This is a genomic window from Falsiruegeria mediterranea M17 (genome assembly GCF_900302455.1).
Taxonomy (GTDB): domain Bacteria; phylum Pseudomonadota; class Alphaproteobacteria; order Rhodobacterales; family Rhodobacteraceae; genus Falsiruegeria; species Falsiruegeria mediterranea.
Genome location: NZ_ONZG01000014.1, coordinates 50,226 through 76,545, shown reverse-complemented (window position 1 = coordinate 76,545; position 26,320 = coordinate 50,226). Strand labels below are relative to the sequence as shown.

23 protein-coding genes and 1 pseudogene (1 of these 24 running past the window's edge) are annotated in these 26,320 nt (G+C 56.5%); 11 read left to right on the top strand and 13 right to left on the bottom strand.

Annotation, left to right across the window (positions count from 1 at the left end):
* Positions 1 to 2: 2 nt before the first annotated feature.
* Together TRM7615_RS22090 and TRM7615_RS22085 are read right to left on the bottom strand one after the other, a co-directional pair.
* Positions 3 to 539 carry a tripartite tricarboxylate transporter TctB family protein gene (locus TRM7615_RS22090; protein WP_108791828.1) on the bottom strand — a complete coding sequence of 179 codons (537 nt, stop codon included), beginning with the start codon at positions 537 to 539 and terminating at the stop codon, positions 3 to 5.
* 58 nt (positions 540 to 597) lie between these two features.
* Positions 598 to 1,527: a tripartite tricarboxylate transporter substrate binding protein gene (locus TRM7615_RS22085; RefSeq protein WP_085797979.1), complete on the bottom strand. Its 930-nt coding sequence runs from the start codon at positions 1,525 to 1,527 to the stop codon at positions 598 to 600.
* 107 nt (positions 1,528 to 1,634) lie between these two features.
* On the opposite strand from TRM7615_RS22085, the gene TRM7615_RS22080 reads away from it, so the two are divergent.
* A complete protein-coding gene (locus TRM7615_RS22080; protein ID WP_108791826.1) occupies positions 1,635 to 2,414 on the top strand; it encodes an IclR family transcriptional regulator in 780 nt (259 codons plus the stop codon).
* Between the two features lie 48 nt (positions 2,415 to 2,462).
* On the top strand, positions 2,463 to 3,815 hold the full coding sequence (locus TRM7615_RS22075; protein WP_108791824.1) for an aminotransferase class III-fold pyridoxal phosphate-dependent enzyme: 1,353 nt from the start codon (positions 2,463 to 2,465) through the stop codon (positions 3,813 to 3,815).
* A 32-nt stretch (positions 3,816 to 3,847) separates the two neighbouring features.
* Here the strand turns inward: TRM7615_RS22075 and hpaR are convergent, their stop codons facing one another.
* The gene (gene hpaR / locus TRM7615_RS22070) at positions 3,848 to 4,288 is read right to left on the bottom strand and encodes a homoprotocatechuate degradation operon regulator HpaR (RefSeq protein WP_108791822.1); all 441 of its coding nucleotides are present in this window, start codon (positions 4,286 to 4,288) and stop codon (positions 3,848 to 3,850) included.
* 107 nt (positions 4,289 to 4,395) lie between these two features.
* Between hpaR and TRM7615_RS22065 the strand changes: the two genes are divergently transcribed.
* The 9 genes from TRM7615_RS22065 to TRM7615_RS22025 are packed head-to-tail and all read left to right on the top strand — an operon-like array spanning position 4,396 to position 12,865.
* Positions 4,396 to 4,794, top strand: coding sequence for a 5-carboxymethyl-2-hydroxymuconate Delta-isomerase (locus TRM7615_RS22065; protein ID WP_108791820.1), 399 nt, complete (start codon positions 4,396 to 4,398; stop codon positions 4,792 to 4,794).
* Positions 4,795 to 4,797: 3 nt separating this feature from the next.
* Positions 4,798 to 6,309, top strand: a complete 1,512-nt coding sequence (gene hpaE / locus TRM7615_RS22060; RefSeq protein WP_108791818.1) for a 5-carboxymethyl-2-hydroxymuconate semialdehyde dehydrogenase — start codon at positions 4,798 to 4,800, stop codon at positions 6,307 to 6,309.
* Between the two features lie 44 nt (positions 6,310 to 6,353).
* The gene (hpaD, locus tag TRM7615_RS22055) at positions 6,354 to 7,205 is read left to right on the top strand and encodes a 3,4-dihydroxyphenylacetate 2,3-dioxygenase (RefSeq protein WP_108791816.1); all 852 of its coding nucleotides are present in this window, start codon (positions 6,354 to 6,356) and stop codon (positions 7,203 to 7,205) included.
* Between the two features lie 12 nt (positions 7,206 to 7,217).
* On the top strand, positions 7,218 to 8,201 hold the full coding sequence (hpaD, locus tag TRM7615_RS22050; RefSeq protein WP_108791814.1) for a 3,4-dihydroxyphenylacetate 2,3-dioxygenase: 984 nt from the start codon (positions 7,218 to 7,220) through the stop codon (positions 8,199 to 8,201).
* Positions 8,202 to 8,210: 9 nt separating this feature from the next.
* The gene (locus TRM7615_RS22045; protein ID WP_165821494.1) at positions 8,211 to 9,680 is read left to right on the top strand and encodes an NAD-dependent succinate-semialdehyde dehydrogenase; all 1,470 of its coding nucleotides are present in this window, start codon (positions 8,211 to 8,213) and stop codon (positions 9,678 to 9,680) included.
* The gene (locus TRM7615_RS22040; RefSeq protein ID WP_108791812.1) at positions 9,680 to 10,534 is read left to right on the top strand and encodes a fumarylacetoacetate hydrolase family protein; all 855 of its coding nucleotides are present in this window, start codon (positions 9,680 to 9,682) and stop codon (positions 10,532 to 10,534) included. Before TRM7615_RS22045 ends, TRM7615_RS22040 begins: the two co-directional genes overlap by 1 nt.
* A complete protein-coding gene (gene hpaH / locus TRM7615_RS22035) occupies positions 10,531 to 11,331 on the top strand; it encodes a 2-oxo-hept-4-ene-1,7-dioate hydratase (RefSeq protein ID WP_108791811.1) in 801 nt (266 codons plus the stop codon). Before TRM7615_RS22040 ends, hpaH begins: the two co-directional genes overlap by 4 nt.
* A gap of 11 nt (positions 11,332 to 11,342) precedes the next feature.
* A complete protein-coding gene (locus TRM7615_RS22030) occupies positions 11,343 to 12,128 on the top strand; it encodes an aldolase/citrate lyase family protein (RefSeq protein WP_108791809.1) in 786 nt (261 codons plus the stop codon).
* 8 nt (positions 12,129 to 12,136) lie between these two features.
* A complete protein-coding gene (locus TRM7615_RS22025) occupies positions 12,137 to 12,865 on the top strand; it encodes a metallophosphoesterase family protein (protein ID WP_108791807.1) in 729 nt (242 codons plus the stop codon).
* An 8-nt stretch (positions 12,866 to 12,873) separates the two neighbouring features.
* Here the strand turns inward: TRM7615_RS22025 and TRM7615_RS26030 are convergent.
* From TRM7615_RS26030 to TRM7615_RS21985, 10 genes and pseudogenes are all read right to left on the bottom strand, one after another.
* Positions 12,874 to 13,243: pseudogene (locus TRM7615_RS26030) on the bottom strand (sterol desaturase family protein).
* Between the two features lie 477 nt (positions 13,244 to 13,720).
* Positions 13,721 to 13,918, bottom strand: coding sequence for a hypothetical protein (locus TRM7615_RS26025; protein ID WP_235824181.1), 198 nt, complete (start codon positions 13,916 to 13,918; stop codon positions 13,721 to 13,723).
* Positions 13,919 to 13,957: 39 nt separating this feature from the next.
* Positions 13,958 to 14,197 carry a hypothetical protein gene (locus TRM7615_RS26020; protein ID WP_235824180.1) on the bottom strand — a complete coding sequence of 80 codons (240 nt, stop codon included), beginning with the start codon at positions 14,195 to 14,197 and terminating at the stop codon, positions 13,958 to 13,960.
* Positions 14,198 to 14,560 carry a DUF4856 domain-containing protein gene (locus TRM7615_RS26015; protein ID WP_235824184.1) on the bottom strand — a complete coding sequence of 121 codons (363 nt, stop codon included), beginning with the start codon at positions 14,558 to 14,560 and terminating at the stop codon, positions 14,198 to 14,200. It abuts the gene before it with no gap.
* A gap of 346 nt (positions 14,561 to 14,906) precedes the next feature.
* Positions 14,907 to 15,665 (bottom strand): SapC family protein, encoded by a 759-nt coding sequence (locus tag TRM7615_RS22010; protein ID WP_108791805.1) that lies wholly within the window; start codon positions 15,663 to 15,665, stop codon positions 14,907 to 14,909.
* Entirely contained in the window at positions 15,662 to 16,462 is an 801-nt protein-coding gene (locus TRM7615_RS22005; protein WP_108791803.1) for an efflux RND transporter periplasmic adaptor subunit, read from the bottom strand. Before TRM7615_RS22005 ends, TRM7615_RS22010 begins: the two co-directional genes overlap by 4 nt.
* On the bottom strand, positions 16,459 to 18,429 hold the full coding sequence (locus tag TRM7615_RS22000) for a preprotein translocase subunit SecA (RefSeq protein ID WP_108791801.1): 1,971 nt from the start codon (positions 18,427 to 18,429) through the stop codon (positions 16,459 to 16,461). Before TRM7615_RS22000 ends, TRM7615_RS22005 begins: the two co-directional genes overlap by 4 nt.
* Positions 18,422 to 20,566, bottom strand: coding sequence for a PqqD family peptide modification chaperone (locus tag TRM7615_RS21995; protein WP_108791799.1), 2,145 nt, complete (start codon positions 20,564 to 20,566; stop codon positions 18,422 to 18,424). The genes TRM7615_RS22000 and TRM7615_RS21995 overlap by 8 nt, the downstream gene beginning before the upstream one ends.
* 6 nt (positions 20,567 to 20,572) lie before the next feature.
* Positions 20,573 to 22,444 carry an efflux RND transporter periplasmic adaptor subunit gene (locus TRM7615_RS21990; protein WP_108791797.1) on the bottom strand — a complete coding sequence of 624 codons (1,872 nt, stop codon included), beginning with the start codon at positions 22,442 to 22,444 and terminating at the stop codon, positions 20,573 to 20,575.
* Positions 22,445 to 22,544: 100 nt separating this feature from the next.
* Positions 22,545 to 26,320 carry the end of a matrixin family metalloprotease gene (locus TRM7615_RS21985; protein ID WP_108791795.1) on the bottom strand. It continues 26,818 nt past the right edge of the window, so 3,776 of the gene's 30,594 nt are visible here — the last part of the coding sequence; its start codon lies beyond the right edge, outside the window; it ends in the stop codon at positions 22,545 to 22,547.

Sequence of the window (26,320 nt, the reverse complement as noted above, 5' to 3'; positions counted from 1 at the left end):
CCTCACAGGTAAGTCAGGGCAAAGACGCGGATTGAATCCGGCAACTGCTCATAAATTCGTCCCGCCGGGATGTTGACCTGAAGCAGCGCCCGGAACAGCACGGCCACAACAATAGCGAAGACAACTGAAAGGCTTAGAACGCCAGCCGAGCGAAACCCCGTTCTGATGCTCAAGAACACAACAAACAGGATCGTTGACGGCAGGTAGCCCAGCCAAGGCACTGCAACCACGTAGATCAGGAAATAGGCCACGTATTCCAAAGAGAGCAGCCAGAACCCGACCTCTTTCCAACGACCCGGAATGCGGGGGGATAGAAACGAACTCAGCAGATGCAAAGCGCTGAAGATGACCATGCCCCAGATCGCCACAGTGGGCCACAGCGCGGGTTGGGCAAACCATTTGGTGCGTTTCACCACCTTGGTTTCCGTCCCCAGCTGGCTAAGCAGGAACAGGGCAAGGGCCAAAAAGATGACGGCAAAGACGATGTCGCCAGGTCGGCGGTACCGTCGGAACATGTCCTGAAGCGTTTTTGCGATCATCCCGTCCCCTCCTTTATTGAAACGGGGCGCAGGTCCATGACCCTCGCCCCATCAGAAATTACTCGCCCAGGATTTCGGCAATTTTCGCAAAGGACGCTTTGTCCTGCTCGATCTGTGCGTTTGAGGCATCCGGATCCTGCCAATAGACCAGTGCGCCGGTCTCCTTCGCCAGTTCCTTTGCCTTGTCCGACGACAACGCCTTCTGAGCAGCAGCACTGATCTTTTCGCGCGCATCAGCCGGGGTGTCCTTGTGCACGAACAAGCCGTTCCACAGGGCCAATGGCAAATCGGGGTTGATCTCGACCACGGTCGGTGTGTCGGGGATCAACGAGATGCGCTCGCCACCGATGCTGGCCAGAACATTCACGTCGTCCAGGCACGGCAGGATCAGTTGCAGAGTGGTGTTGATCACATCCACATCGCCCGACGCCAGAGTGTTACAATCCAGCGCGTCAAAGGCCGCTTCGCTGGCAAAGTCAAAACCACTGCCAACCGCAGCAGCGAATGTCACCTGAGTGGGCGGCAGGACCGAGCCAAAGTGACCAAGCGCCAGATCGTTGTCTTTGCCGTGCGCCGCCAGTTCTTCCCAGTTCGAATAGGGTGCGCTTTTGCTGGACGCGATCACAAACGGATAGGTCAGAAAGATCCCGATCGGATCAAACGGGTTGGGGTTGAGCTCGGGAATGCCGATCTCGGGTCCGATGACCGGAACGCCGATCACGAACGAGCCAACGGTATAGCCGTCGCCCGGAGCAGTGGCGACTTCGACTGCGCCAGGGAATGGGCCACCGCCACCGCCGGGCTTGTTCACCACCGCGGCAGGCACGCCATACATCGACTGAAACTCATCCGCGATCATGCGGGTCAGCACGTCTTCCAGGTCACCCGGAGGCCATGGAACCACAAAGGTTACAGGCTTTTCGGGATACTCGGCCAGAGCGGCGGTTGCGGATGCTGCAAAAGCCGCAGCTGCGAGAATTTTCTTCATTGACACCTCCCAAAGTTGGTTCATTATTTGAACCGCGTTAACAAATATAATGTTGCGTTGTTAACCGCATTCTGTCAAGAATAACGTGAGCAAAGGAGAGAATTCGAATGGGAACGGCCCTTAACGCGCTAAAATTGCTAGACTTTTTTTCCGCATCTCGACCCGAGATTGGGCTGAGTCAGCTGGCGCGTTTGGCCGGAGCGAACAAAGCAACCGTCTTGCGGCACCTGCGTTCGCTTGAGGAATTTGGCCTGATCGAACAGAATCCCCAGACCAGATACTACGCGATCGGGCCCGCCGCGATCCGCCTGGCCGCGCTGCGCGAAGCCGCGAATCCCCGCTTGGATGCCGCGCGCCTGAGAATGCAGACCGCCATGCAAGAGGTTGGCGAGAGCCTGCATCTGTCATTTCTGGAAAAGGACATTCTGCAAACCGCGCTGGTGGTGGAAACCACCAAGCACACCGTGCGCGTCAGCCTAGATCCGACCGAGGTCATGCCACTCAACGCCACCGCATCCGGTTTGAGTATGCTGTGTTATGGCCCGCCTGCTCTGCTGAATCAGGTGAACAAAGGCGCGCTACAGGACTTTACCAAGGAAACACTGACCGATCCGGACCAGATCCGCGCGCAGATCGAAACGATCCGTAATCGGGGATGGTCAAGCAGCAATGGCAGTTACGAACTGGGTGTTCACGGCTTTGCCGCGCCGATCTTTGGGATTGACCGCGTGGCCATCGGCACAGTGGCCTTTGCCATGCCAGAGAATCGCGCCTCAGACGACCGCGTACCCGTCATACTGACCGCCCTGCACACCTTGGCCAAGGACTTGACCGCCATCTTTGGCGGTCAGGTGCCTGAAGCTTTTCCACCCGAATTTCACCCCTAGCCGACGGAGCATGCCGTCGACCGCAACACGTCCGAGGAGAGATCTGACATGAAAGATTCCAACTTTCTGAAGGAAAACAACGCCCGTTATTTTTGGCACCCAATGGCGCACCCTGCTGACAGTCAAAAGAACCCGCCCACCATCCTGACCGGCGGCGAGGGGGTTCACATCGTCGACGTGGATGGCCACCGGGCGTTGGACGCCGTGGGGGGACTTTGGAACGTGAACCTGGGCTATTCCTGCGATCCGGTGAAACAGGCCATTTCCGACCAGCTGAACGCCCTGCCTTATTATTCGACCTTCCGGGGCACATCGAACGACAAGGCAATTGAGCTGTCTTACGAGTTGGCCCAGTTCTTTGAGGCTGACGGGCTGACACGCGCGTTCTTTACCTCGGGCGGCTCGGATTCGGTTGAAATCGCGCTCAAGATGGCGCGTCAGTATCACAAGGTGCGCGGGGAAGAGGGGCGCACCAAGTTCATCAGCCTGAAACAGGGTTACCACGGCACCCATTTTGCCGCCGCGTCGGTCAACGGCAACCAAAAGTTCCGTGCCATCTATGAGCCCATGATGCCCGGCTGTTTTCACGTGCCCGCCCCCTGGACCTATCGCAACCCATTTGATGAGACCGATCCCGAACGCCTGGCGCAGCTGTGTGTCAAAGCGCTGGAGGCCGAGATTGCGTTTCAGGGCCCAGGCACCGTCGCCGCCTTCATCATGGAACCCGTCTTGGGCGCCGGCGGCGTGATCCCACCGCACAAAAGCTTCATGCCCATGGTGCGCGAGCTGTGCTCCAAGCACGGCATCCTTCTGATCTCGGACGAGATCATCACCGCCTTTGGCCGCACCGGCAGCGAAAGCGGTGCGCGGCATTGGGGCGTGCAGCCCGACATCATGACAACTGCCAAGGCGATCACCAATGGATACTTCCCCTTTGGCGCTGCGATGATTTCGGGTGCCGTGGCCGAGGTGTTCGAAAGCGACACCACTGGCAAGGCTTCGGTCGATCAGGGCTATACCTATTCCGGCCACCCGGTTGGAGCGGCAGCAGCCCTGGCCGCGCTGTCAGAGATCAAACGCCTGCGCGTCTGGGAAAATGCAGCCGCGCGCGGGGATGAGCTTTTTGCGGGCCTTCAGATGCTGAAGGAAAAGCACGATGTTGTGGGTGATGTGCGCGGGGGCGAGGGCCTGATGTGTGCGCTTGAGCTGGTCTCGGACCGCGACACCAAGACGCCCGTCGCCAAGCACTTGCCTCTGCAGGTGCAAAAAGCGGCCTATGAGGATGGCGTCATGGCCCGAGTGTCCGGCAACAATATCATCCTGTCGCCGCCGCTGATCATCACAACTGACGATGTGAACAAGATCCTGTCAGCGCTCGACAACGGGTTGTCCGCGGTTTGATCGCCTTCTGGCCCTGTCGTCTATCGACGGGGTCAGACTTTGACCGCCTGCAATTCTTCCAGAAGGTCCAGCAGCTGGTCCAGTTTGTCCTGTCCCATCTGCTCTTCGATGGTGGTGTAGATTGCCAGCGATGTGCCCAGGTTCGCCTCTAGGATCTGTCGTCCGGCATCGGTGATCTTGACCTTGGTCCGACGCTTGTCGTCGGTGTCCTGACGGCGCGTGATCTGGCCATCCGCCTCCATCGTGCGCAGAATACGAGTAAGGCTGGGGAGCAGCAGGCAAGCCTCTTTCGAAATTGTACTCTGCTCCACCTCGCCCATCTCGTGCAGAACGCGCAAGATACGCCATTTCTGTTCCGTCAAATGGATGTCCTGCAACATGTCCCGGATGGGGGCCATCACGGTTTCCCGGGCCCTGAGCAGTGCAATTGGCAGTGCACGCGAGGTGCTTTTTGTTTGGCTTTCTTGCGTCATGATTGCCTTCTAGAACGCAGACTGGAAAATTGCAAAGATTAACAAAGCAAATACTTGACAGGTGACTCGTAGATTACTAAACATGTTTACTAACTGAAGGAGGATCCATGCCCCATTTCCACGTCGAATATTCCGGCAATCTTGCGGACCTCGTCGACATGGATGGCCTGTGCGAATGCATCCGGGCCACGGCGGCAGCGATCGACACCTTCCCCATGCCCGGCATCCGCGTCCGGGCCACGCGCGTCGATCACTATGCAATTGCCGATGGCAACCCGGTGCATGGTTTCATCGACATCTCGATCCGTCTGCGCGCGGGCCGTCCCGACGATGTAAAACGCGACGCAACACAACGGATTTTTGAAGCGGCAAAGACCTATCTCGAACCGGCCTTTGCCCAACATTCCATCGCGCTCTCGCTTGAGATGCGCGACATCGACCCCGACCTGTCGCCCAAGACCGGGACCATCCGGGACCATCTGACCGCGACCAAACAGGAGAGCTGAGCCATGAGCGCCTTGGACACCAACATCGAAAAACTGGCCGGTCACCTGGCGCGTTTCAAAGCCTCGGGCATCAAGAACCGCATCGCGGGCGAGGATCGTGACGGATCGGGTGGCGTGTTTCAAACCACATCACCCGTCGACAAGTCGGTGATCTGCTACGTGGCTCATGGCACGGCCGCCGACATCGACACCGCCGCGCAGGCCGCGCATGATGCCTTTCCAGCCTGGCGCGACATGCCCGCAACCGAACGCCGGCGCATCCTGCTCAACGTTGCCGAAGCAATCGAGGCTCGCGCTGAAGAAGTTGCGCTGTGCGAATGCTGGGACACCGGCCAAACTTGGCGGTTCATGTCCAAGGCTGCCCTACGCGGGGCTGAGAATTTTCGGTTCTTTGCCGATCAGGTCGTGCAGGCGCGCGATGGTCAGCACCTGAAATCGCCCACTCTGATGAACATCACCACTCGTGTGCCCCTGGGGCCAGTTGGTGTGATCACCCCGTGGAACACGCCGTTCATGCTGTCCACCTGGAAGATCGCACCCGCCTTGGCGGCCGGCTGCACCGTGGTTCACAAACCCGCCGAAGACAGCCCGCTGACAGCCCGCCTGTTGGTAGAGATCGCCGAAGAAGCCGGTTTGCCCAAGGGCGTGCTGAACACCGTGAACGGCTTTGGCCCCGATGCGGGCAAGGCGCTATGTGAACACCCCAAGATCAAAGCCATCGCCTTTGTCGGTGAAAGCGCAACTGGTAGCAAGATCGTCAAACAGGGTGCGGACACGCACAAGCGCAATCACCTGGAACTTGGTGGCAAGAACCCCGTGATCGTCTTTGATGATGCGGATCTGGATCGTGCCTTGGATGCCGTGATCTTCATGATCTATTCTATCAATGGCGAGCGCTGCACTTCGTCCTCGCGCCTGCTGGTGCAAGACACCATCAAAGAAGAGTTCGAAGCCAAGTTGATCGACCGCGTCAATACCATCAAGGTCGGCCACCCGCTGGACCCTGCGACCGAGATCGGCCCGCTTGTGACCGAGGAGCACTACAACAAGGTCACCAGCTATTTCGACATCGCAAAGACCGATGGCGCAACCGTGGCTGCCGGTGGCGAGAAGATAGGTGATGAAGGCTATTTCATCCGCCCCACCCTGTTCACCAACGCCAACAACGACATGCGCATCGCCCGCGAGGAAATTTTTGGCCCCGTCCTGACCTCAATCCCTTTCTCGACCGAGGAAGAAGCATTGAGCATCGCCAATGACACAGAATACGGGCTGACCGGATATGTTTGGACCAACGACCTGACCCGCGCCTTGTGGATGACCGAGCGGATGGAAGCCGGGATGATCTGGGTGAACTCGGAAAACGTCCGCCACCTGCCGACACCTTTCGGCGGCGCCAAGGCCAGCGGCATTGGCCGCGACGGCGGGGATTGGTCGTTCGAGTTCTACATGGAGCAAAAGCACATCGGCTTTGCCACCGGCCAGCACAAGATCATGCAGCTTGGCAAAAGTTGAGCCCCCAAAATCGCGCGAACCCACTCAAACTCCAGGAGGAGACCATGGGAGAGATTGTTCTCGCCGCCAAGATGACCCACGTGCCCACAATGCTCATGTCCGAGCAGGAAGGCCCCGTGAAAGGAAAGCGGCAAGCCGCCATTGACGGTCATCGCGAAATCGCACGACGTGCCAAGGAATTGGGCGCGACGACGGTGGTGATCTGCGACACACATTGGGTGATCAACGCAGGCTTCCACATCAACGCCAATGCGCGGTTCGAGGGGCTGTTCACCTCGAACGAATTCCCGCAGTTCATTCAGGACCTGCCCTACGCCTATGACGGTAACCCGGAATTGGGTGACGCCATAGCCAAGGCCGCATCCGACAAGGGTGCCTATACATTGTGCCATCATCTGGACAGTCTAGAGCTGGAATACGGTACACTTGTTCCAATGCGCTTCATGAGCCGCGAACATGAGATGAAAGTCGTATCAATCGCCGCCTGGGCCACCGTTCATGATCACGATGAAAGCCGCGTGGTGGGCGAAGCCATCCGCGAAGCGATCGAGGCGAGCGACGAAAAGGTATTGCTCGTGGCGTCCGGGTCGCTCAGCCACAAGATTTGGCCCAACAAGGATTACGCCGCCAACAATGGCACCTTCACCATCAGTTCCGAGTTCAATCGGCAGATGGACTTGCACGTGCTCGAGATGTGGAAGAACGGCGATCACGCCACCTTTCTCAAGATGCTGGGCGACTATGCCACCTTCTGCTGTGGCGAAGGGTCCATGCATGACACGGCGATGCTGTATGGCGCGCTTGGCTGGGATAGCTACGACAAGAAATGTGAAGTCGTGACCGAGTATTTCCCCAGTTCGGGCACCGGCCAAACCAACGTACTTTTTCCCGTCTAACAGGAGGCTTCGATGCCCATCCCCGCACCCAACCTCTATCCCGATTTCAACACCATCCGGCTGAGCCATGTGTGTCTGAACGTCAGTGATCTGGCGGCCTCGCGCAAGTTCTACACCGATATCCTGGGCCTTCAGGTTTCGGATGAAAGCGACAGCCATGTCTATTTGCGCGCGATGGAAGAACGCGGCCACCACTGTGTGATCCTACAGAAATCGGACCAACCCGGCACGGTCGAGGTGATGGGCTTCAAGACCTTTGACGAGGACGATCTGGACAAGGCCGAGGCGTACTTCAAATCCAAGGGACGCCCGACATCCTGGGTCGAGCGCCCCTATCAAGGCCGCACTTTGCTGACCTCGGACAACATGGGCATCCCACTGGAGTTCTATCACAAGATGGACCGGCTGGAGCCGATCCATCAGAAATACGCGCTCTATCGCGGGGTCAAACCTCTGCGGATCGATCATTTCAACTGCTTCTCGTCCAATGTTGACGACAGCGTTGCCTTTTACAGCGACTTTGGCTTCCGGGTGACGGAATACACCGAGGATGAAGAGAGCAAGCGCCTGTGGGCGGCCTGGATGCACCGCAAGGGTGGCGTGCATGACATGGCGTTCACAAACGGCAAAGGTCCGCGGATGCACCATGTGGCGTTCTGGGTTCCGACACCGCTTAACATCATCGACCTTCTCGATCTGATGTCGACCACCGGATACGTCGACAACATCGAACGCGGTCCCGGTCGGCACGGTATTTCGAACGCCTTTTTCCTTTACATTCTAGACCCCGACGGTCACCGGATCGAGATCTACTGCTCGGACTATCAGACCGTTGATCCGGATCTTGAACCGATCAAGTGGGACCTTACGGATCCGCAGCGCCAAACCCTTTGGGGGGCTGCTGCGCCGCGCAGCTGGTTCGAGCACGGGACCGAATTTGTTGGTACCGAAGTGAAAGATTCCGATCTGGCCGCCACGCCCATCATCGCGCCGTAAGAGGTCGACATGATCAAGCTCAACGACCCGACCTTGTTGCGTCAGGCCGCCCTTGTGGGCGGTCAATGGATCGAGCCGGATGACACCGGACTGGCCGTAACCAACCCCGCCACGGGCGGGGTGATCGGCCATGTGCCCAATCTTGGTACGGACGAAACCCGCAGCGCCATCGCGGCGGCCCAGACGGCGCAAAAGGCCTGGACCAAACGCACTGCCAAGGACCGCGCGCAGGTCTTGCGCCGTTGGTTTGATCTGATGATGGACCATCAGGACGATCTGGGTGCCATCCTGACCGCCGAGCAGGGAAAACCGCTGACCGAGGCCAAGGGCGAGATCGCTTACGGTGCGTCGTTCATCGAGTGGTTCGCCGAAGAGGCGCGCCGCGCGTATGGGGATGTCACGCCAGGTCACGCACCCGACAAGCGGATCATCACCATCAAGCAACCCATTGGCGTTGTGGCTGCGATCACGCCTTGGAACTTTCCCAATGCGATGATCACCCGCAAGGCCGGCCCCGCCTTTGCTGCGGGCTGCGCCATGGTGCTGAAACCGGCAAGCCAAACACCGTTTTCGGCCATTGCTCTGGCGGTCTTGGGCGAACGCGCGGGCCTGCCAGCCGGGCTCTTCTCGGTCATCACAGGGTCTGCCCGTGTGATCGGGGCCGAGATGACCGGCAACCCGACCGTCCAAAAACTGACCTTCACCGGTTCGACCGAAATCGGCGCGATGCTCTACGCCCAATGCGCGCCTACGATCAAGAAACTGGGGTTGGAACTGGGCGGCAATGCGCCCTTCATCGTGTTCAACGACGCCGATCTGGACGCCGCCGTCGAGGGCGCTGTGATTGCCAAATTCCGCAACAACGGCCAGACCTGTGTCTGTGCCAACCGAATTTATGTGCAGGCCGGTGTCTATGACGCTTTTGCGGAAAAGCTGGCCTCCAAGGTAGCGACCCTGCCCACCGGCAACGGCTTTGACGAAGGCATCGTCTTTGGGCCGCTGATTGACCAACCCGCCGTGGACAAGGTGGCCGAACACGTCTCCGACGCCACCAGCAAAGGCGCAACCGTAACTCTCGGCGGCAAGGCGCACGCGCTTGGTGGCACCTTCTATGAACCCACCATCCTCACCGGCGTGACAGCCGACATGGCCGTCGCGACCGAGGAAACCTTCGGCCCCGTCGCGCCGCTATTCAAGTTCGACACCGAGGCCGAAGTCGTGGCTGCTGCCAATGACACCGAATTTGGCTTGGCGTCCTATTTTTACTCTCGCGATCTGGCCCGCGTCTGGCGTGTGTCCGAGGCGTTGGAATACGGCATGGTCGGTATCAACACCGGCCTGATCTCAACAGCCGAAGCGCCCTTTGGCGGGGTCAAGATGTCCGGGCTGGGCCGCGAAGGATCGCGGTATGGTCTGGATGACTTCATGGAACTGAAATACCTGTGCATGGGCGGCATTGATGCCGCAGAGGAGGCCTGATGCGATTTGCAACGTACGCCGCCAATGGCGAGAGCTTTTTTGGTGCTATCACCGATGACGGCGCGACCGCGCTGAACGATGCCTTTCCCGGGCGCGCGAGCCTTTATGAGGTCATCGCAGCGGGTGAGTTCGACAAGCTGTCCGAAGCTGCCAAAGGCAAACCCGTCACCCACACCGAGTTCACCTATGACATGGTGATGCCGGACGTGCGCCGGATTTTGTGCGTTGGCGTAAACTTCCCCGACCGCAATGCCGAATACAAAGACGGCAGTGCGCAGCCCAAATACATGTCCCTCTTCCCACGCTTTGCTAGCGGGTTCACCGGCCATGACCGCCCGCTGATCCGCCCTCCAGAAAACCACACACTGGATTATGAGGGCGAGGTAGCTATCGTCATCGGCAAAGGTGGTCGCCGGATTTCGCAAGATAACGCCTATGATCATATTGCCGCGCTAACCCTATGCAACGAGGGGACAATTCGCGATTGGGTGCGTCACGCCAAATTCAACGTCACCCAAGGCAAGAACTGGGACAACTCGGGTGCCATCGGGCCGTGGCTCGTGCCCTTCACCGACGCCGCACAGCTGGATGACGCGCGCATCCAGACTCATGTGAATGGCGAGCTACGGCAGGATGATACATTGAATCGCATGATGTTCCCGATCCGACGCGAGATCGAATATATCTCGACCTTCATGACGTTGCAGCCTGGCGACATCATCGTCACTGGCACCCCTACCGGGGCCGGCGCGCGGTTTGATCCACCGAAATACCTGGTCCCCGGCGATGTGGTCGAGGTCACCGCCTCAGGCATCGGCACCCTGCGCAACAAGGTAGAGGATGAAGCGGTATGACCCCAGACGACCACGCCCGCGCTGCGGCCGATCTGTTGCAAGCCGAAGAAACCGGACAGCAGATCGGCCTGCTGACGTTGCGCCACCCCGAGATGGGGATGGACGACGCATACGAGGTGCAGAACGCCATCTACCGGGCCAAGCTGGCCCAGGGGCGGCGCGTGATCGGGTGGAAAATCGGGCTGACCTCGAAAGCGATGCAATACGCGCTGAACATCGACATCCCAGACAGCGGCATCCTGTTTGACGACATGGGTTTTGAAACCGGGGCAACCGTGCCCGCGGGACGGTTCATCCAGCCCCGGATCGAGGCCGAGATCGCCTTTGTCATGAAGTCTGCTTTGGGGGGTGAAAACGTCACCCGCGACGACGTGATTGCCGCCACAGACTATGTTGCCCCGTCGATCGAGATCCTGGACACCCGCATTCAACGCGCGGACCCGGACACGGGCAAGGCACGCACCGTCTTTGACACCATCAGCGACAATGCCGCCAATGCGGGCATCGTGCTGGGGGCTGAAAAGCATGCTGCAGACGCCTTTGACCTTCGGTGGGTCGGCGCGATCACCTCGCGCAACAGCGAGGTGGAAGAGACCGGCCTGGGTGCCGGCGTGCTGAACGATCCGGTCGAAAGCGTTGTTTGGCTTGCCCGTCGCATGGCGCAGTATGGCCAAAGCATCGAGCCCGGTCAGGTGATCCTGTCCGGAAGTTTCATTCGCCCGGTCGAATGCCCTTCGGGCACCCAGATCCACGCCGACTTTGGTGCGTTTGGTTCCGTTGACATCAACTTCGCTTAGGAAACTTAACGATGCCCGCACCACATAACGCGTTCAAGGCCGCCTTGGCCGATGGCCAACCCCAGATCGGATGCTGGGTCGGGATGGCCAACGCCTATGCAACCGAGATTGCCGCCACCGCCGGGTTCGACTGGCTGCTGGTTGATGGCGAGCACGCGCCCAACGATCTGAATTCGATCCTCGAGCAAATCCGTGTGATCGAAGGCTCGGGCAGCCATCCAGTAGCCCGCCTGCCCATTGGCGAAACCTGGATGATCAAGCAATATCTGGACGCGGGCGTGCAAAGCCTGCTGGTGCCCATGGTTGAAAGCGGCGATCAGGCGACCGAACTTGTCCGCGCCGTGCGCTATCCGCCGCATGGCGTGCGCGGCGTTGGTTCGGCCCTGGCGCGCGCCTCGCGATTTGCCGCGATCCCGGACTATCTGACAACGGCGGATCAGCAGATCTGTTTGCTGGTGCAGGTGGAAAACCGGGCCGGGCAGGCTGCGCTCGACGACATTCTGGCAACGGAAGTGGACGGCGTGTTCATCGGGCCATCAGACCTTGCAGCGGACATGGGGCACATCGGCCAAGCTGGTCATCCCGACGTGGTCGAGGCGGTTTTGGACTCGATCAGACGGATCGTCGCTGCTGGCAAGGCCGCAGGTATTTTGACGCTGGACCCCGCGATGCAACGCAAGTGTCTGGACCTTGGCGCCACATTTGTGGCAACCGACATCGACGTGACCTTGTTTGCCAGATCAATGCGCGCCTCGGCCAAAGCTGGCCAGGACCTTTTGCAACCGGACAACAGCTGAAAGCCCCAATGCCAGATCCCATTTATGCCATTGGCGATATTCACGGCCAAATCGATATGCTGCATGCCGTCCTTGCCCGGATCGAAGCAGACGGCGGGCCGGATGCCCGGATCGTGTTTCTGGGGGATTACACCGACCGCGGCCCCGACAGCCGCGCAGTGCTGGAGCTGTTGATCCAAGGCCAGGCAGAAGGGCGTAACTGGATCTGTCTGCGCGGCAATCACGACCAGATCGGGGCGATGTTCCTTGAGGATTATCCCCGCAGCGATGCGCGTTTTCTGGTTGGCTATCACTGGCTGCATCCTCGGATCGGCGGGATCGAGACATTGCGGTCTTATGGCGTTGACGTGGTTGAAGGAGATCGCGTCTATAAGGTTCATGCCCGCGCCAAGGCGGCGGTTCCACAAGAACACATCGACTTTCTGACCGGGCTGAAACGCCACCATCTGGAAAACGGGTTGCTGTTCGTGCACGCCGGCGTCCAGCCCGGCGTGGCGCTCGTGGATCAAGACCCCGAAGATCTGATCTGGATCCGGGACGAGTTCTTGAACGACAAAACCCCCCACCCATGGTTGGTGGTGCACGGCCATTCGCACGTCGCGGCCCCCGAACATCACGGAAATCGCGTCAACCTGGACACCGGCGCGGCTTATGGGCACGCGCTGACAGCGGCCGTCTTTGAGGGCACAGAGTGCTGGATTCTGGAAGAGGACGGGCGCCGACCGCTTCGCCCTTAACTGCCCGATCACAACCTTTGAAACGGGCGCGTCACGATCCGGCGCGCGGTCCGGGCAAAATCATGGAACGGCCAAAGATAGAGCACTTTCAGATCTCCTTCGTCCCCCTGTTTACCCCCAAGACCAAATTGTAGCTCCTGTTTCTCGGACAGGTGTAGCGTACCGAACATCCAATCCCAGACTGCCAGAGCCGCACCAAAGTTCCGATCGTGATGCTGACGCGCCACCGAATGGTGAATCTGGTGCTGCGCCGGTGAAATCAACAGAAACTCCAACCACCGCCTCAAGCGGGTGCACGCGGTAGACCGTGATCGGCGTCATGGTGGTTACGGAATGGTGCACCTTATGGATGCTCCACAAGATCGGAATGCGATGCATCCGGCGGTGCAGCAGGTATTTGGTCAGGTCGTCGATCACAAATAGGGTCACGGAAAACAGACCAACAACAACGGCCGCCTTTATCTGCTCGAACTGGCCGGACGTGACAAACTCGAACCGATGAAGAAAGAAAAATACGGACGTGGCGATGGCAATCTGTGTCAGCAGCAACGGCGAAACCAGCATCGTGATCACCTGGTTGATCACGAAGATCTTGTAGTCGGCGACAGACGAACGCGAAAGCAGGATCTTGCGGTCAAAAATTGCGCCAAACGCGCCCTTGGCCGAGGATTTGCGGATCCCGACCTGAAACACCAGTGCGATCAGAATGGACAATACCAGATAGCCAACAAAAATCCGCTTTTTGGGATTGATGAAGTCCGAGAAAATCGCGGAAATTTGGTCTAGTTGTTCCAATCCGGGCCTTGTCATGTTGATGGGGTGGCCTGGCAAACCCGGACCACCCCGTGATCAATATCAATCGGTTTCTGCGCCACCGTCGGTGTTCAGGCTTTGAACCAGACCGGCCAATTCAGCCGTTGCGTCGTTGGCCCGGGCCTCGATACCAAAAGTGTCCAACAGCAGCTCCTGGACACGCAGCATGTTCAGCTGATAGCTGCTCCACGACAGCTTGCGGTCGCGAACAAAGTTACCGTCCGCGTCAATTCCCGACACGATGGTTTCATCCGTGGTTACCGGTCCATAACCGATCAGTCAGTTCAGGTGCACGGCTGTGCGGCCCAGGTTGGTCTTGCCGCTCTGCAGCGCCATGGCAAAGCCCTTCAACTCCCCCCAATGCTTGACGTAGGCACGGTACGCTTTGGCGTGGGCTTCGTCGTCTGCGGCTTCACCGATCTTGGTGGTGTCCTTGTAGACCGAACCTGCATATTTAAACGTGGCTTCAGCCAGAACCTTTTCCCAGTTCTCTTCGATGGTCGCGGCATGGGCTTTCAACTAGGTACGCTGCTCGTCTGTCAGGTCTTCACGCTGCGCCGAGGTGATCAGCTTACGGCCTTCGATGAAGGCAGTCATTATGTCGGTCATACAAGTGGTCTTGCCCGACTTGTCGGCACCAGCTGCATAATAGGCGGGGCCAAAGACAAACTCGGTTTTCAGGTCAACCATGCCGTCGCCATTGGCGTCCGCAACGGCAAGGTCCTTTTTCTTGGCGATGTTGTAGTTGTCTTCGGCATTCAGACCCAGGCTGTGCGCAGCCGCGCCAAAGTAACCGAATCCTTCATCCCACGAATGCTCTTTGCCGGTATGGTGCTTGCCTTCGCTGTACGGCTTGCTGTTGGGCTTGTTGTCCGCTTCCAGCTTTTCGTCCAGATAGTAGTCGACCGCCTGGTTATATGGACCTACGCGCGATGTTTCTATGCCCTGCCGGGATTCGCTGGCACGGTTGATTTCGACATCTACCGACGAGGCTGCTTCTCACCGTCGCCAAAACGAAACCCATTTGGCATTGTTCCGACGCCGCCGGACATCTCATGGGACATTGCGAAATTGCTCACCCGCGTGCGTAAGGTCCGCAAATGAAACCTGCTCGTCAGCTATCCGCCGCATCATCACTGCTGTCGCCCGAAAACTCGTGACAATCGTCAACGCTCTCATCAAATCGGGCCAATAATGGCCCGCTCAGACCAGCTGAGAAATACGTTTGCTAATCCACGCGCGAAACCAAAGTTGCAAAGTTTTCTAAGCTCGCAAGCTGCGCATAAACCAGTTCCAGAGCATTTGATCGCGTGAGTTCCAACAACTCTCTATCTTTCAGCGACATGAGTTTCTCACGTTTGATCGATTGAAACCCGTGTAGCCGAAAGGGTCCGCTGTTCAGATTGAAATTGGCATGGGCCGTTTCCAACAACTCCAGCTCCTCAAGACGTTGCGCAAACTTGCGGGTACGGAGAAAGTCCCTTTGATAGGCTTCAGTAAACTGCACCACGCCCTTTAAGTATTCAGATTGCTCGCCGGTTTGAGAGAACAGCCTCTCTCCCCGACCTTCGTAGTTCAGTCCCTTAAATCCTTCGTCGATGCACAATGTCAATTTTTCGTTGCCAGAATGGCCCGCCAATACAAAGGGATACTGTCGCAGAAATGCAGGCACGTATGTGCCGCGCCACTCACCCTTTTCGTCAATCATAAGATTTTGGTTATCTTTGATCCCCAACACCGCAACCGGCATCGCTGGTCCTTCTCCCGCGAGCACAATCGGTAGTTCTCGACTGACGCGGGTGAATTCTGAAGACATCACTGGAACTGCGTTTACATCAATTGCGCTTGACAGGTGTTTCGCGACATCTACCGAAAGTTCCGCGTGACGACGAAACGTAACCGGAACCGCCCGCTCGTAGATCATCAATTGACGTTGATGCTGGTTCGTCTGGCTGCTGTTCTTGTCTGCGTCCTCTGAACCGCTCATTTTGAAACTCCAAAATCCACTTCACAACGTTGACCTGCCGGAAGAGATGCATCTGGATTAGCAAGCTCCAGCCTAACGCCAAAGGTATCCGAAGTTGCATCGAAAACCCTATCCACAATCACGATCTTTGCGTCCCGCGGTTCCGAACCTGCGAGATTTGGATAAACGGTCGCCATTTGACCAATCTTAACATCACCATAAAGGCTGGTCGGTACAAAAGCCTCGACATAAAGAGGGTCGAGCCGAGAGATTGTCAGAACCCAATCATCTGAACTCAAGTACTCACCGGGACTGAGGAACCTCTCAGTCACAAGTCCTGCGATCGGTGCACGAATACTTCGATCCTCCACTGAAATCTGGGCACGCTGCAGCTCCAGTTGAGCAAGACGCTGACGCAATTGCGCTTCCGACAACCCTCTGGTGGCCACTTCGAGAGCGGCTTCTCGCTCTTCCAACGCTTCTCGTGTGCTGATGCGTTGGTTGAACAATTGCGCCACACGTTCGTGAGCTTGCTGAGCCAGTCTAAGACGCGCCTCCTGAGCGGCAACCTCGGCATCGCTTTCGGCGCGCGCTTTCATCAAATCGACCGTCGCGCTTTCCAATCTGGACCACAGACGGGCAACAGTTTGCCCTTCTTCAACCCAATCACCTCTGTCGACCAGTACTTCATCAAGCAACCCGGTGAATGGGCTGGACAGATTTACAGTAAACGAAGGGTCAATGACGCAAGCATGACGATCTTGAGCCGCCGCAATGGAAGCGCACGCCATAAAACTGACAGTTAAGAAAAATTTCATTCTCTTACTCCGGTAAAGGCAAGAGTTCGATCCAGGTTTGCCTCGGACTGCAAAAGTTGAAACCGGGCCTTTCCATGCGCCCGTTCAATTCGCCGTTGAGCCATCCGCAAAACACCAGACCGCGACAATGGGAAAACCTTTGCAAGGGATTTTGCAAGCTTCAGCATGCGTGGCAAGCGACCTGAAGCCAAGAGCTGATCTTCCAATGAGAGATATGCCTCGCAGGTTCCAGGGTCACCCTGACGCGCGCACCGACCTTGCAACTGCCGATCAATTCGGCCGGAGTCATGACGTTCTGTCAATATCACATGCAGTCCGCCCATGTTTCGCACTTCGTCACTGAGCTTAATATCGGTCCCGCGCCCCGCCATGTTGGTTGCAATCGTAATATGCCCTTTTAATCCCGCATTCGCGATAATTTCCGCTTCATACTCATCTGTCTGAGCGTTCAACAGAGCATGATCGAGCCCCCTCTCCGACAGCTTTGATGACAAATGTTCGGATGCGGCGACCGTTCTGGTGCCAATCAGAATTGGCGTACCGTAGTCCGACAAAAAGCTGACTCGGTTCAGCAAGGCAGTGAGGCGCTCATCATCTTGTGAAAAAATTCGATCCTTCATGAAGTACCTTTGCGAAGGCCGATTTGTGGGAATACGCGCCGTTGTCAGCTTGTAAACTTGCCAGAGTTCTCGAGCTGCTTCCACCACCGTTCCCGTCATGCCTCCAACTCTGTGATAGCGTCCAAACAAACTCTGATAGGTAAGACGGCCCATCACTCTTCGTTCCGGTGTTATTTCTGTGCCTTCCTTTACCTCGATCAATTGATGAATACCCATACTCCAACTTCTATCCTCAAAAACCCGACCTGTGTTCTCATCTACGATCTGAACCTTGCCATCTTTCAACAGATAGTCTCGGCCAAACTCATAAAGGTACAATGCGGACAGGGCTTTTCTCATCAGATCTTCGCGGTAAACTTGACTGGCCCAACGATCATCGCGCGCTGAAAACCGGGCGGCGAGGCGATCCTTTCCATCTGGAAGAATGGAAACTTCTCTTCGCTCTGGAACAAGGCGAAAATCGTGCCTTTCACGCAAGCCCTTGGCAACTTCTAATGCCAAGACACAAGTTTCCTCGTCATACATAGCTCCGTCGCCACCAGACAAAATAAGCGGCGTACGCGCTTCGTCGATCAGAACACTGTCGGCCTCATCAACGATAGCCATATCCAGAGCTGGCAAACGGGGTCCACTTCGGTTTTGCGGTGAACCGGTCAGAATTGCTGCTCGTGCTGCACCTGTCGATGCACCAGCTTCCGTGCGGTCTCGTAGATGGTCAAATGCGATTTCAGTATTGGACGCATACACGACGGGTGCTCGATACAGGTCCCAGCGGTCATCTGGTGGTGTTTCTCGAATAACCAAAGCACTTCTCAAACCCAAAAACTGAAACACTGGCAACGTAATTTCATGATCGCGCTTTGCCAGATAGTCGTTAACTGTAATGACGTGGGACTGTTCCCCGGCAAGCGCACAGGCTGCTGCGGGTAAAACCGCAGTGATCGTTTTGCCCTCGCCGGTTTCCATCTCGGCAATGCACCCGCTCCAAATTGCAACGCCTCCTTGGATTTGGCGCTGGTTCAGTAAGAACCCATGAGTGCGACGAACAACTTCACGCAGCACAGCTGACAATTCAGCAAAGTCAGCCCGATTACGCTTGCGCCGCAGTTTGGAACCGAATTCAGTCGCACGCATCCGCAGGTCGTCATCGCTTAGTTTCCTGAGCTCTGCTTCCAAAAGACAAGCACGTCGGGCGACCCATTTGTAAGACTTGCCTCGCAAAGAATGACCGGCTGCAATGAGCGGTGCATTGGCCCATCGAACCCAGCGATCAAGTGTGCTGGGCGCTTTGGGTCGCGCCAGTGATATCCTGGGTTTCGGCAGATGAAGACTGGTCGTATCAGACATTGAAGTTCCTTAGGAACAACCGTCTCACGGAGCGCCACACACGCTCTGCAACCGGCGCATCGCTATGTTCGAAACGCGCGTAGATTCGAGCACCGGGCAACAGAGCTGCGTTGATAGAGTCCACCGCCAGATCAAACATGAAGACGTTTTCAAGTGCATGGGGTCGATCCGCAAACTTCGGATCAATGGCAAATGGCCCTCCCCCTGCAGTACTGAGGGCAGCAGACGGGAGCTCGCGATCCCCCGCAGGCACTTCTCGCAACACCACAGCTGGTATCACTTCTTCCATATCGTAAATCAAACGTACTTCGACGTTTAGCGAGTTGGTTCGAACAAGATCAACGTCCGCTTGACCCACGACAACACGCAACCTCCTGTCCTGTTCAGATACGACATGTCCAACCACAGCACCTCTGCCCAAAAAGGCTCCAACCAGATCGTCCGGCAGTGGATGCTGCCAAGCGCCACCTCGTGGCGCTCTAAGCACAAGAGCTTCCTGCCGGTCCCGCATTCGCTCCAACTCATCTTTGGCTCGATTGACTTCTTCTTTCAGAATTCGGGCCGAAACAGGATCCGACACGCCGGCTGCAGCGAGCTGTAACGTTAACCCTCTTAGATGGATTTCCTGTACTTCCAGAGATGCTTCCAATCTCGGGTCTTCCAACCGAACAAGCGGATCACCCGCTTTTACAGGTCTACCCGGTTGCGCGATCACTTCGGCAACAGTACCGGCTGTACCCGCGCGGACCGCACTGTTCTCAGGCAACCAAACTACGCCTTGAGAAACCGTGAAATAAGGAAAAGGTAGTAGAAACAGGCCAGCAACCAAAAGCGCGGCTCCACCAAACGTGACCGTTACTGCACGCGTTCTGTGCCGCGACACAGCGCGTCCTGAGATCACAAACCAAAGCGACTTTAGAATAGGCAGAAGAGCCATGTTGAAGACAACGAGAATGCCAAGCAACACGCCGACGACGAAGAACTTCGTCGCCACAAACAATCCAATCGCGAGCATTACGGTCAGGCGATAAATGAATGCCGAAATCGCGTAGACGACAAACCATGTTCTCTCGCCTCTCGCGACAGCCGGGTTTTCTGCTTCGTCCATGCCAAATGCATACCGCTGCACCAAATACCCCAAGTACTTGTTGGACCTTGTACCCAGATTTGGAATGCCGATGAGATCACAGAATACGTAGTATCCGTCGAACCGAAGCAGAGGGTTACCATTAAAAAGAACCGTAGAAATGGAACCAATCAGAGCCACGTTGAACATTGCCGCCCGGGTCAGTCCGGGCTCCATCTGCGCCCAAATCAAAATCGCTGCTGCAGCCAGAGCAACTTCGACAAGAATGCCAGCGCCGCCAACAATGGCCCGTCGCCACCACTCTCTGAAGCTGAGTGACGCCGAAGCATCGACATACGGTACCGGCAGCAAAACAAGAAACATTATTCCGATTTCGTGAACCTCGCCGCCCCATTTCTTTACGGCATAAGCATGACCTAACTCATGCACAGCCTTCACGATCGGATAAACCAACAACAAGAGCGCAATGTTTTGAACAGAAAGCACCTGATCTGAGAGGTTGTTTGTCAATTCCGGCCAAACGAGAACTGCCTGCACTGTTCCCGCTATGACCAAAAGCAACCACAGAAAACCTCCGATTGGGGAAAACATCCAACCGACCAACGAAAGCGTCGCCGACAAAAACTTATCTGGATCAAAGATCGGCAGGCGAATGGCCATCGGGTTTTTGACGCGCGACATCAAAGTTCGCCGCGAGATATCGGATGCCCGCTTGTCGAGTTCACCAAGGTCGGGCAAGTTTCGACCGATCATAAGATCGGCGCCGTGCAACTGAGCCAACAGATGGATCACTTCGTCCTGAGTGGGACATTCGGAACCAAAGCGTGCTTCGGTCAGGTCCCAGATCTCTCTCATGACCCGCTGACCATCCATCATCGAAACGACGAAATATGCTGATGGCGTCAATCGATGAAACCGCTGCGCTTGGCGGTCTTCGATTATGCGCCAGGTTACGCCGCGATACTGATGATCATGAATTCGAACATGTCCACGCAAGCGAGGCGCCAATTCGGCGACACGATACCAGTTTTGCGAAAACATCGTGCGCATAATGAGTTACCCGAAGAAACGCCAGAATGTCAGTCTTGTCCAATCGATCAGGTTACGAGTCCACGTCCAGATCAATAGTTTTTCTCCGGCATCGACTTTTGCAACACCAACCAGCCCAGGTCGCATCCGATCCGAACTTTGTTCAAGCTTCGCCTCAAGCCTAAACATGTTACGCCCGTTGCGCACTTCGGCAACCGGGGTGACCCGAGAAACTTCAATCGGGAAAAATTCTGTTGGTAGGGCAGCCAGAACCACAACTCCGACTGAGCCAACTTCCAAGTCTTCAATTTGGGCTTCATCCACCCATAGCGCCACGCGGTACTCTCCCTCTGGCGCAATGCGGAACAGCGCGTCGCCTCGTGTCACAGACCCGCCGATGGACTGACTCAAATCACCGGCGACGATCAAACCATCAAACGGAGCTCGAATTTCAGCCCTCTCTATTTGGCCGTCGATAAGGGCGAGTTGCGCGTCAGCCTGTTCAATTCTGGCCCTCAGAATATTCAATCGTGACCTGTTTCGCTCTCCTACCGCGGTTGCATATTCCAGTTCAGCCCGCCGTCTTTCCGCAACCCAGTTCAGCCGTTCCAAAGCAAGATCACGATCGTCCAATCGAGCCAAAATTTCCCCGTGCGAAACTACATCGCCCGCCCGCTTATCGGCGCCAGCCACGAACCCGTCGAATGGGGCGATCAGCGCCCTTTGCGTGCGCCCTTCAAGAACCGCGTCAGCGGCAACTCGGTAAGTGGTGGTAATCTGGCTAAAGGCGACAGCTAGTCCAAGCAGTACAATCGAAGTCAGTTTGAGACCCAGATGCCCCTTTCCAAAGAAAGCTGTGAAAACCCCTAACAAGCTTTCCAGAGACTTTGAGATGAGCCATCTGTCGTTACGTCTCAGTTCTTCTAAGATAGGGCCGGTCAATCCAGCGGCTGCTTCAAGTAAATCGATCGTCGGTTGATCAAATGGATCACCAGCTTGGCGTTCAAAAGTAAAGGCCCCCCGAAACCGCCCACGGGACAGTACCGGTATCGTTAGAATCTGCGCACCATCCGAAACGCGGGACAACGCCTGTTGCGCCCGAGTGATCTGCGAAGTGGCCGGATCGCTGAGCGGCCAAAGAAGCGTGGCTTGTTGTTCCAAAGCTTCATCCATCGCGGCTGCAACACTACGCACAAGATCCATTCGCCGTCCGAATTGCGCGGTATGCGAGATAGCCGCGACCCGAGCTCGACCAGAACGCCTGAAACCGACTGCCGCCCTATCGCATTGCCCAAGATGAGCAATCTCAGTCACAGCCCGGCGCGCCGCTGCATCGAATTTGGCTTCATCCAAAGCCCCGGAAAGCATTTCCATGGCCAATCGGGCACGTTCGAGACTCGGCTTGTCATCCGTGCGCAAGGCATCCAGCGCAAAAGACCGTAACCAACCCGCGCCCCAACGAACGCGGGCAAGCAACGCTTCACTGCTCAAACCTTCCTCGGCAAGAACTGCAACAACCGCATGAACCCGATCATCGACAACCACAGGATAGGCGCCAAGCATGCCTTCGTCTGTCTGTCGGGCTACACCAGATTTGCGAGTAACGGCGGCTTCGACGGATGAGGATAACAACTGGTCATCCTCAAAGGAGTTAAACTCAGCAACGCGGGCCAACCCCTCACCCGGTCGCCGCAGCAGCAACCGGGCTGCGTAAACCTCTGGTGTCGCAGAACAAAAGAGACGCAACCACGCGTCGCCAAATTTTTCTGGGTCCCTGGTGCCCAGGTCCTGCCATGCAGGCGAGGCAGACGCAAAGCTAACAACTTCGACCGCTCCGTTGCCCGTTTGAGTGGTCGTTTCCGTCGTCGACGGAATAGAATTCGGGTCCGGCAAATTCATGCAATGACGCCCTTGTCAGAAAACCAACTGCAAGACTTCGGAATGTCCGTCTCGAAAGCTACCATTTGCTTAGATCTACCCTGCAAAGAGACCCAGCGCCCTATTTTTTGCGCCCATTTCCGTTCCCGCTTCCGCTTCCAGAATTGATCGTAGAAGCAGCACCAATAGCAAATGTTCCAGGAGCCAGTTGTGTACCGTCCGGCAATACTTCCCACACAGGCGCAATCGAGCCATCATCCTCTATCACGGTAAAGGCATCGGACCGAATTCGCGTTGTTTCTTCGATGCTGTCGGGCAAGCCGCCCTCATCCAAGGTGATAAGGTCTAGGCTTCTGGCCAACCGAATCTCCGAAATTGTCGCCTGGATCGCTACCGGATTTGACCCGGGTCTGGGGTTGTCCGGAGCACCGGTATTACGCTGCCAGTCATCATCTTGCTGTAACACCATACCAATTTCACCCGCCGGTTCACCGTTCCGGGCAGGATCGGTACCTTCATCCCCAGCTCGTGTTTGGTCAGCACCCGAAGCCTTGGACAGATCGTACCAAAACTGAATGGAGGCCGGGCTAAGCAACCGGTTGATTGTCGGTGCGCCCTGTTGATTGAAGGGCACAATAAAGGTGTCGAAATTGCCTGTGTGGTCGAACAGTCTGTCACCTTTTTGATTTGCAATCAAAATATCCCGTCCTGCGCCACCAAACACCCAGTCAGCGTATGATCCATCGGTATCTTCGACATTATTGGTACGCGGATCATCATCGGCGTTAATAAGGTCGAGCCCATATCCCCCCATCATGTAGTCACGCCCTGTTCCGCCAACGATCCAGTCATTCCCGAGATCGCCAAAAATCCGATCATCGCCGTCCGTAGGCGCACCTGTTTCACCGTCGACCGGAATGCCCTGCGGTCCACCGTCAAATGGAGCAAAATCCAGAAGGAAGGGCACATCAATTCCATCAGCCGAGTAACTAATACGCGCTTGCGATGCATTTCGGTCATATGCCGCGAACTTGAGCGGACGATCGGGGTCCGTGTCAAAGCCCAACATTCCACCAGCATTGCCCGGCAAGTCGAAACCACTCAGATACAGCACTCCGTTCACTGCAGCACCCACCAGTGGCAGCGCCTCTGCGCCTGAGATCGCATCATCTCCTGCGCCGCCATGCAAGAAGTCATTGCCAAGTCCACCGTAGATAACGTCGTCGGCAAAGTCCGGATCCGAGGCCCATAGCGGCTGGTCGCCAACCGGATCATCCGGGTTGAACGGCGTCAGGTTAACAGATTTCAGCAATTCACCGTCTTCATAGATGGTTACGCCGCCGATCTGGCCTTGGATACTGATCGAAACATCCGTTGCCGTCAGCGGGTCTACTCCGTACAGAGCTTCACCCAATCCAACCAGATTTCGGCTCGTGAAAATGCGACCATCATCGCCCAGAACACCATCCTGACCTGTTCCACCAGAGATCCAGTCGTGGCCCCAGCCACCGATCAGATCATCATTCTGAGCATCTCCGAACAGAATGTCATTACCGGTCATACCGTACGCAAAATCATCGCCACCTTCACCGTGAATTTCATCTGCGGCACCTTGATCCGTTGCAGCTCGTACCGGATCGAAGTCCGCTCCACCCGCGGTGTAATCAAGAAGTTCGGTTGCCCGAACGGCGATTTTCAGACCGGAAACCCCGGTATAGCTGTCATATGCAAAGCTAAGCGGAGTGCCATCTGCAGCTTGCAGCCTGTAAATGTTGCCGTTGTCCCCAAGGATGGTGTCCGCGTCTCTCGCGTGGATCTCGCCGAGCGGGTCATCGTTGAACAGACTCGCACCATCCGCCAGCAATGTCTCATCCCCGAAGTCATTGCGGCCAATTCGCGTACCAGCACCACCGAAGATCAGATCTGAACCGTCACTGCGGCGCGAACTCTCGGTGATGCCAAAGAGTGATGATGTACCACCGACGATGTCGTCCTGACCAAGGTTGCCAAAGATTACGTCAGATCCGCTGTTACCCTCGATATAGTCGTCGCCATCAGTTGACGCTTCGCTTGAGGCCACAACCACGAGCGTCCCGTCTTCGGCTCGATAGGCATCCACCAAAACATCACCAATACTACCATCACCTTGAATGGTATCGTTGCCCAGTTGCCCGAAAATGACATCGTTGTGGCCACCACCCGCGATTTGGTCGTTTCCGGCATCAACGTCGAGGAACTCTATTCCAATACCGCCGGCGCCTTCGCCCAGGAAGGTCGCCCACGATGGCTCTCCTGGCACGTTCCAAGCCGGATCAGCTTGATTGGTTTCGGTGATCTTCACTTCGCCGTCGCGTCCAGGTGCGATCGTCGGATCATAGATTTCACCGTCGGAAAGAGTACGGAACCGAGCCCAGACAGAACTGCCCAGATCTCCTCGCCGATCCAGCGATACATTGTCACCCAGAACAAGATCACGATCGAAACCACCGTCCAACAGGTCATTCCCGCTACCGCCGATAACAATGTCATCACCGGACTGACCGAAAATTCGATCATCAAACGCTAACGCCGTTTCGATTGTTTCGGCAAGCACCAGCACATTTCCGAGCAGCTGCACACGCGCTGCATCGCCAAGAGCCAGATCATCGCCCTGCCCGCCAAAGATTGTGTCGGCCCCAAAGCCACCAATTTGAACATCCGCACCATCACCAGAGATCAATTCGTCTCCATCGCCAATGCCCGGCAAAGCGGTTTCGATTGCGACGCCGGATGCGGTTACCACTACGGTACCATGATCACCCAGATCAATGTCGCTTTGATCTCCGCTACTAATGAAATCGGAGCCAGTACCACCGACATTGATATCGCGATCATTGCCGCTGACGATGGTGTCGTTGCCCGAAACATCACTGTGCTGGCTGCTCACCGAAACGGACGAGGCAGAAATTGTGACAATACCCAGATCACCAAGGTTCAGGTCGTCCCCGTCAGAAGTGATCAGTTGATCTCCGCCTGCGCCACCAAGGACGGTGTCTCCATTCATACCGCCCAGAACAGTATCATTGCCACCGATGGCACCGTCCAGAGTTTGAACGACGGTTTCAGAGGGATTGAACGCTACTTGACCACCATCGCCGATGAAAATGTTCTGACCGGAAACAGAAACCAACTGATCGCCGCCCCCTCCGCCGAATACAACGTCATCTTCGCTACCCGCGAAAACGGTATCATCGCCGGATACATCAACATTTTGGGTTCGAGCGATCTGAACCTGATCGTTTGTAAGCAGCGGATCCACACCAGGACCCTGAACGATTTCACCAAAGTCGCCAAAGATGAAGTCATTGCCAACATTGCCAAACAGTTCATCTGAACCAGCCTGGGTCAGATCATCGCCTGCTACTTCGGTTTGTCCTTCGTTCTCCCAGGTGATGGTTGCGATACGGGCTTCCAGATCAAGATTGATCCCATTGTCCCCGTAAAGGATATCAACACCACCGTTGCCGACCAGCGTGTCATCTCCGGAGCCCCCGGCCAGCTTGTCACCGCTGATGCCGCCAACGATGCTGTCATTTCCAGCCCCGCCGAAAACAATAAGAGTGTCCGTTGGGCCATTTGCAACAATCGTGTCGTTGCCAGCCTGAACACCCGCGCGTCCAAATCCCGGGTTGATTGCAGTGCTTTCGTCAGAATACCGCTCACCGCTCGCCGTCGTATCACCGAACACCACCAAAGGTGCAGCGAGCGTCGCAACCAATTCTCCAAAGCGGTCAAACTTCTGTTCCGTTGTGCCGCGATCCGTGACCGTGATGTGATCGTTTCCGCCGCCACCGTGGACAGCAGTAATAGACCCATTCTGGGTTGTAGTGACTTCAAAGGTATCGTCGCCACTGCCAA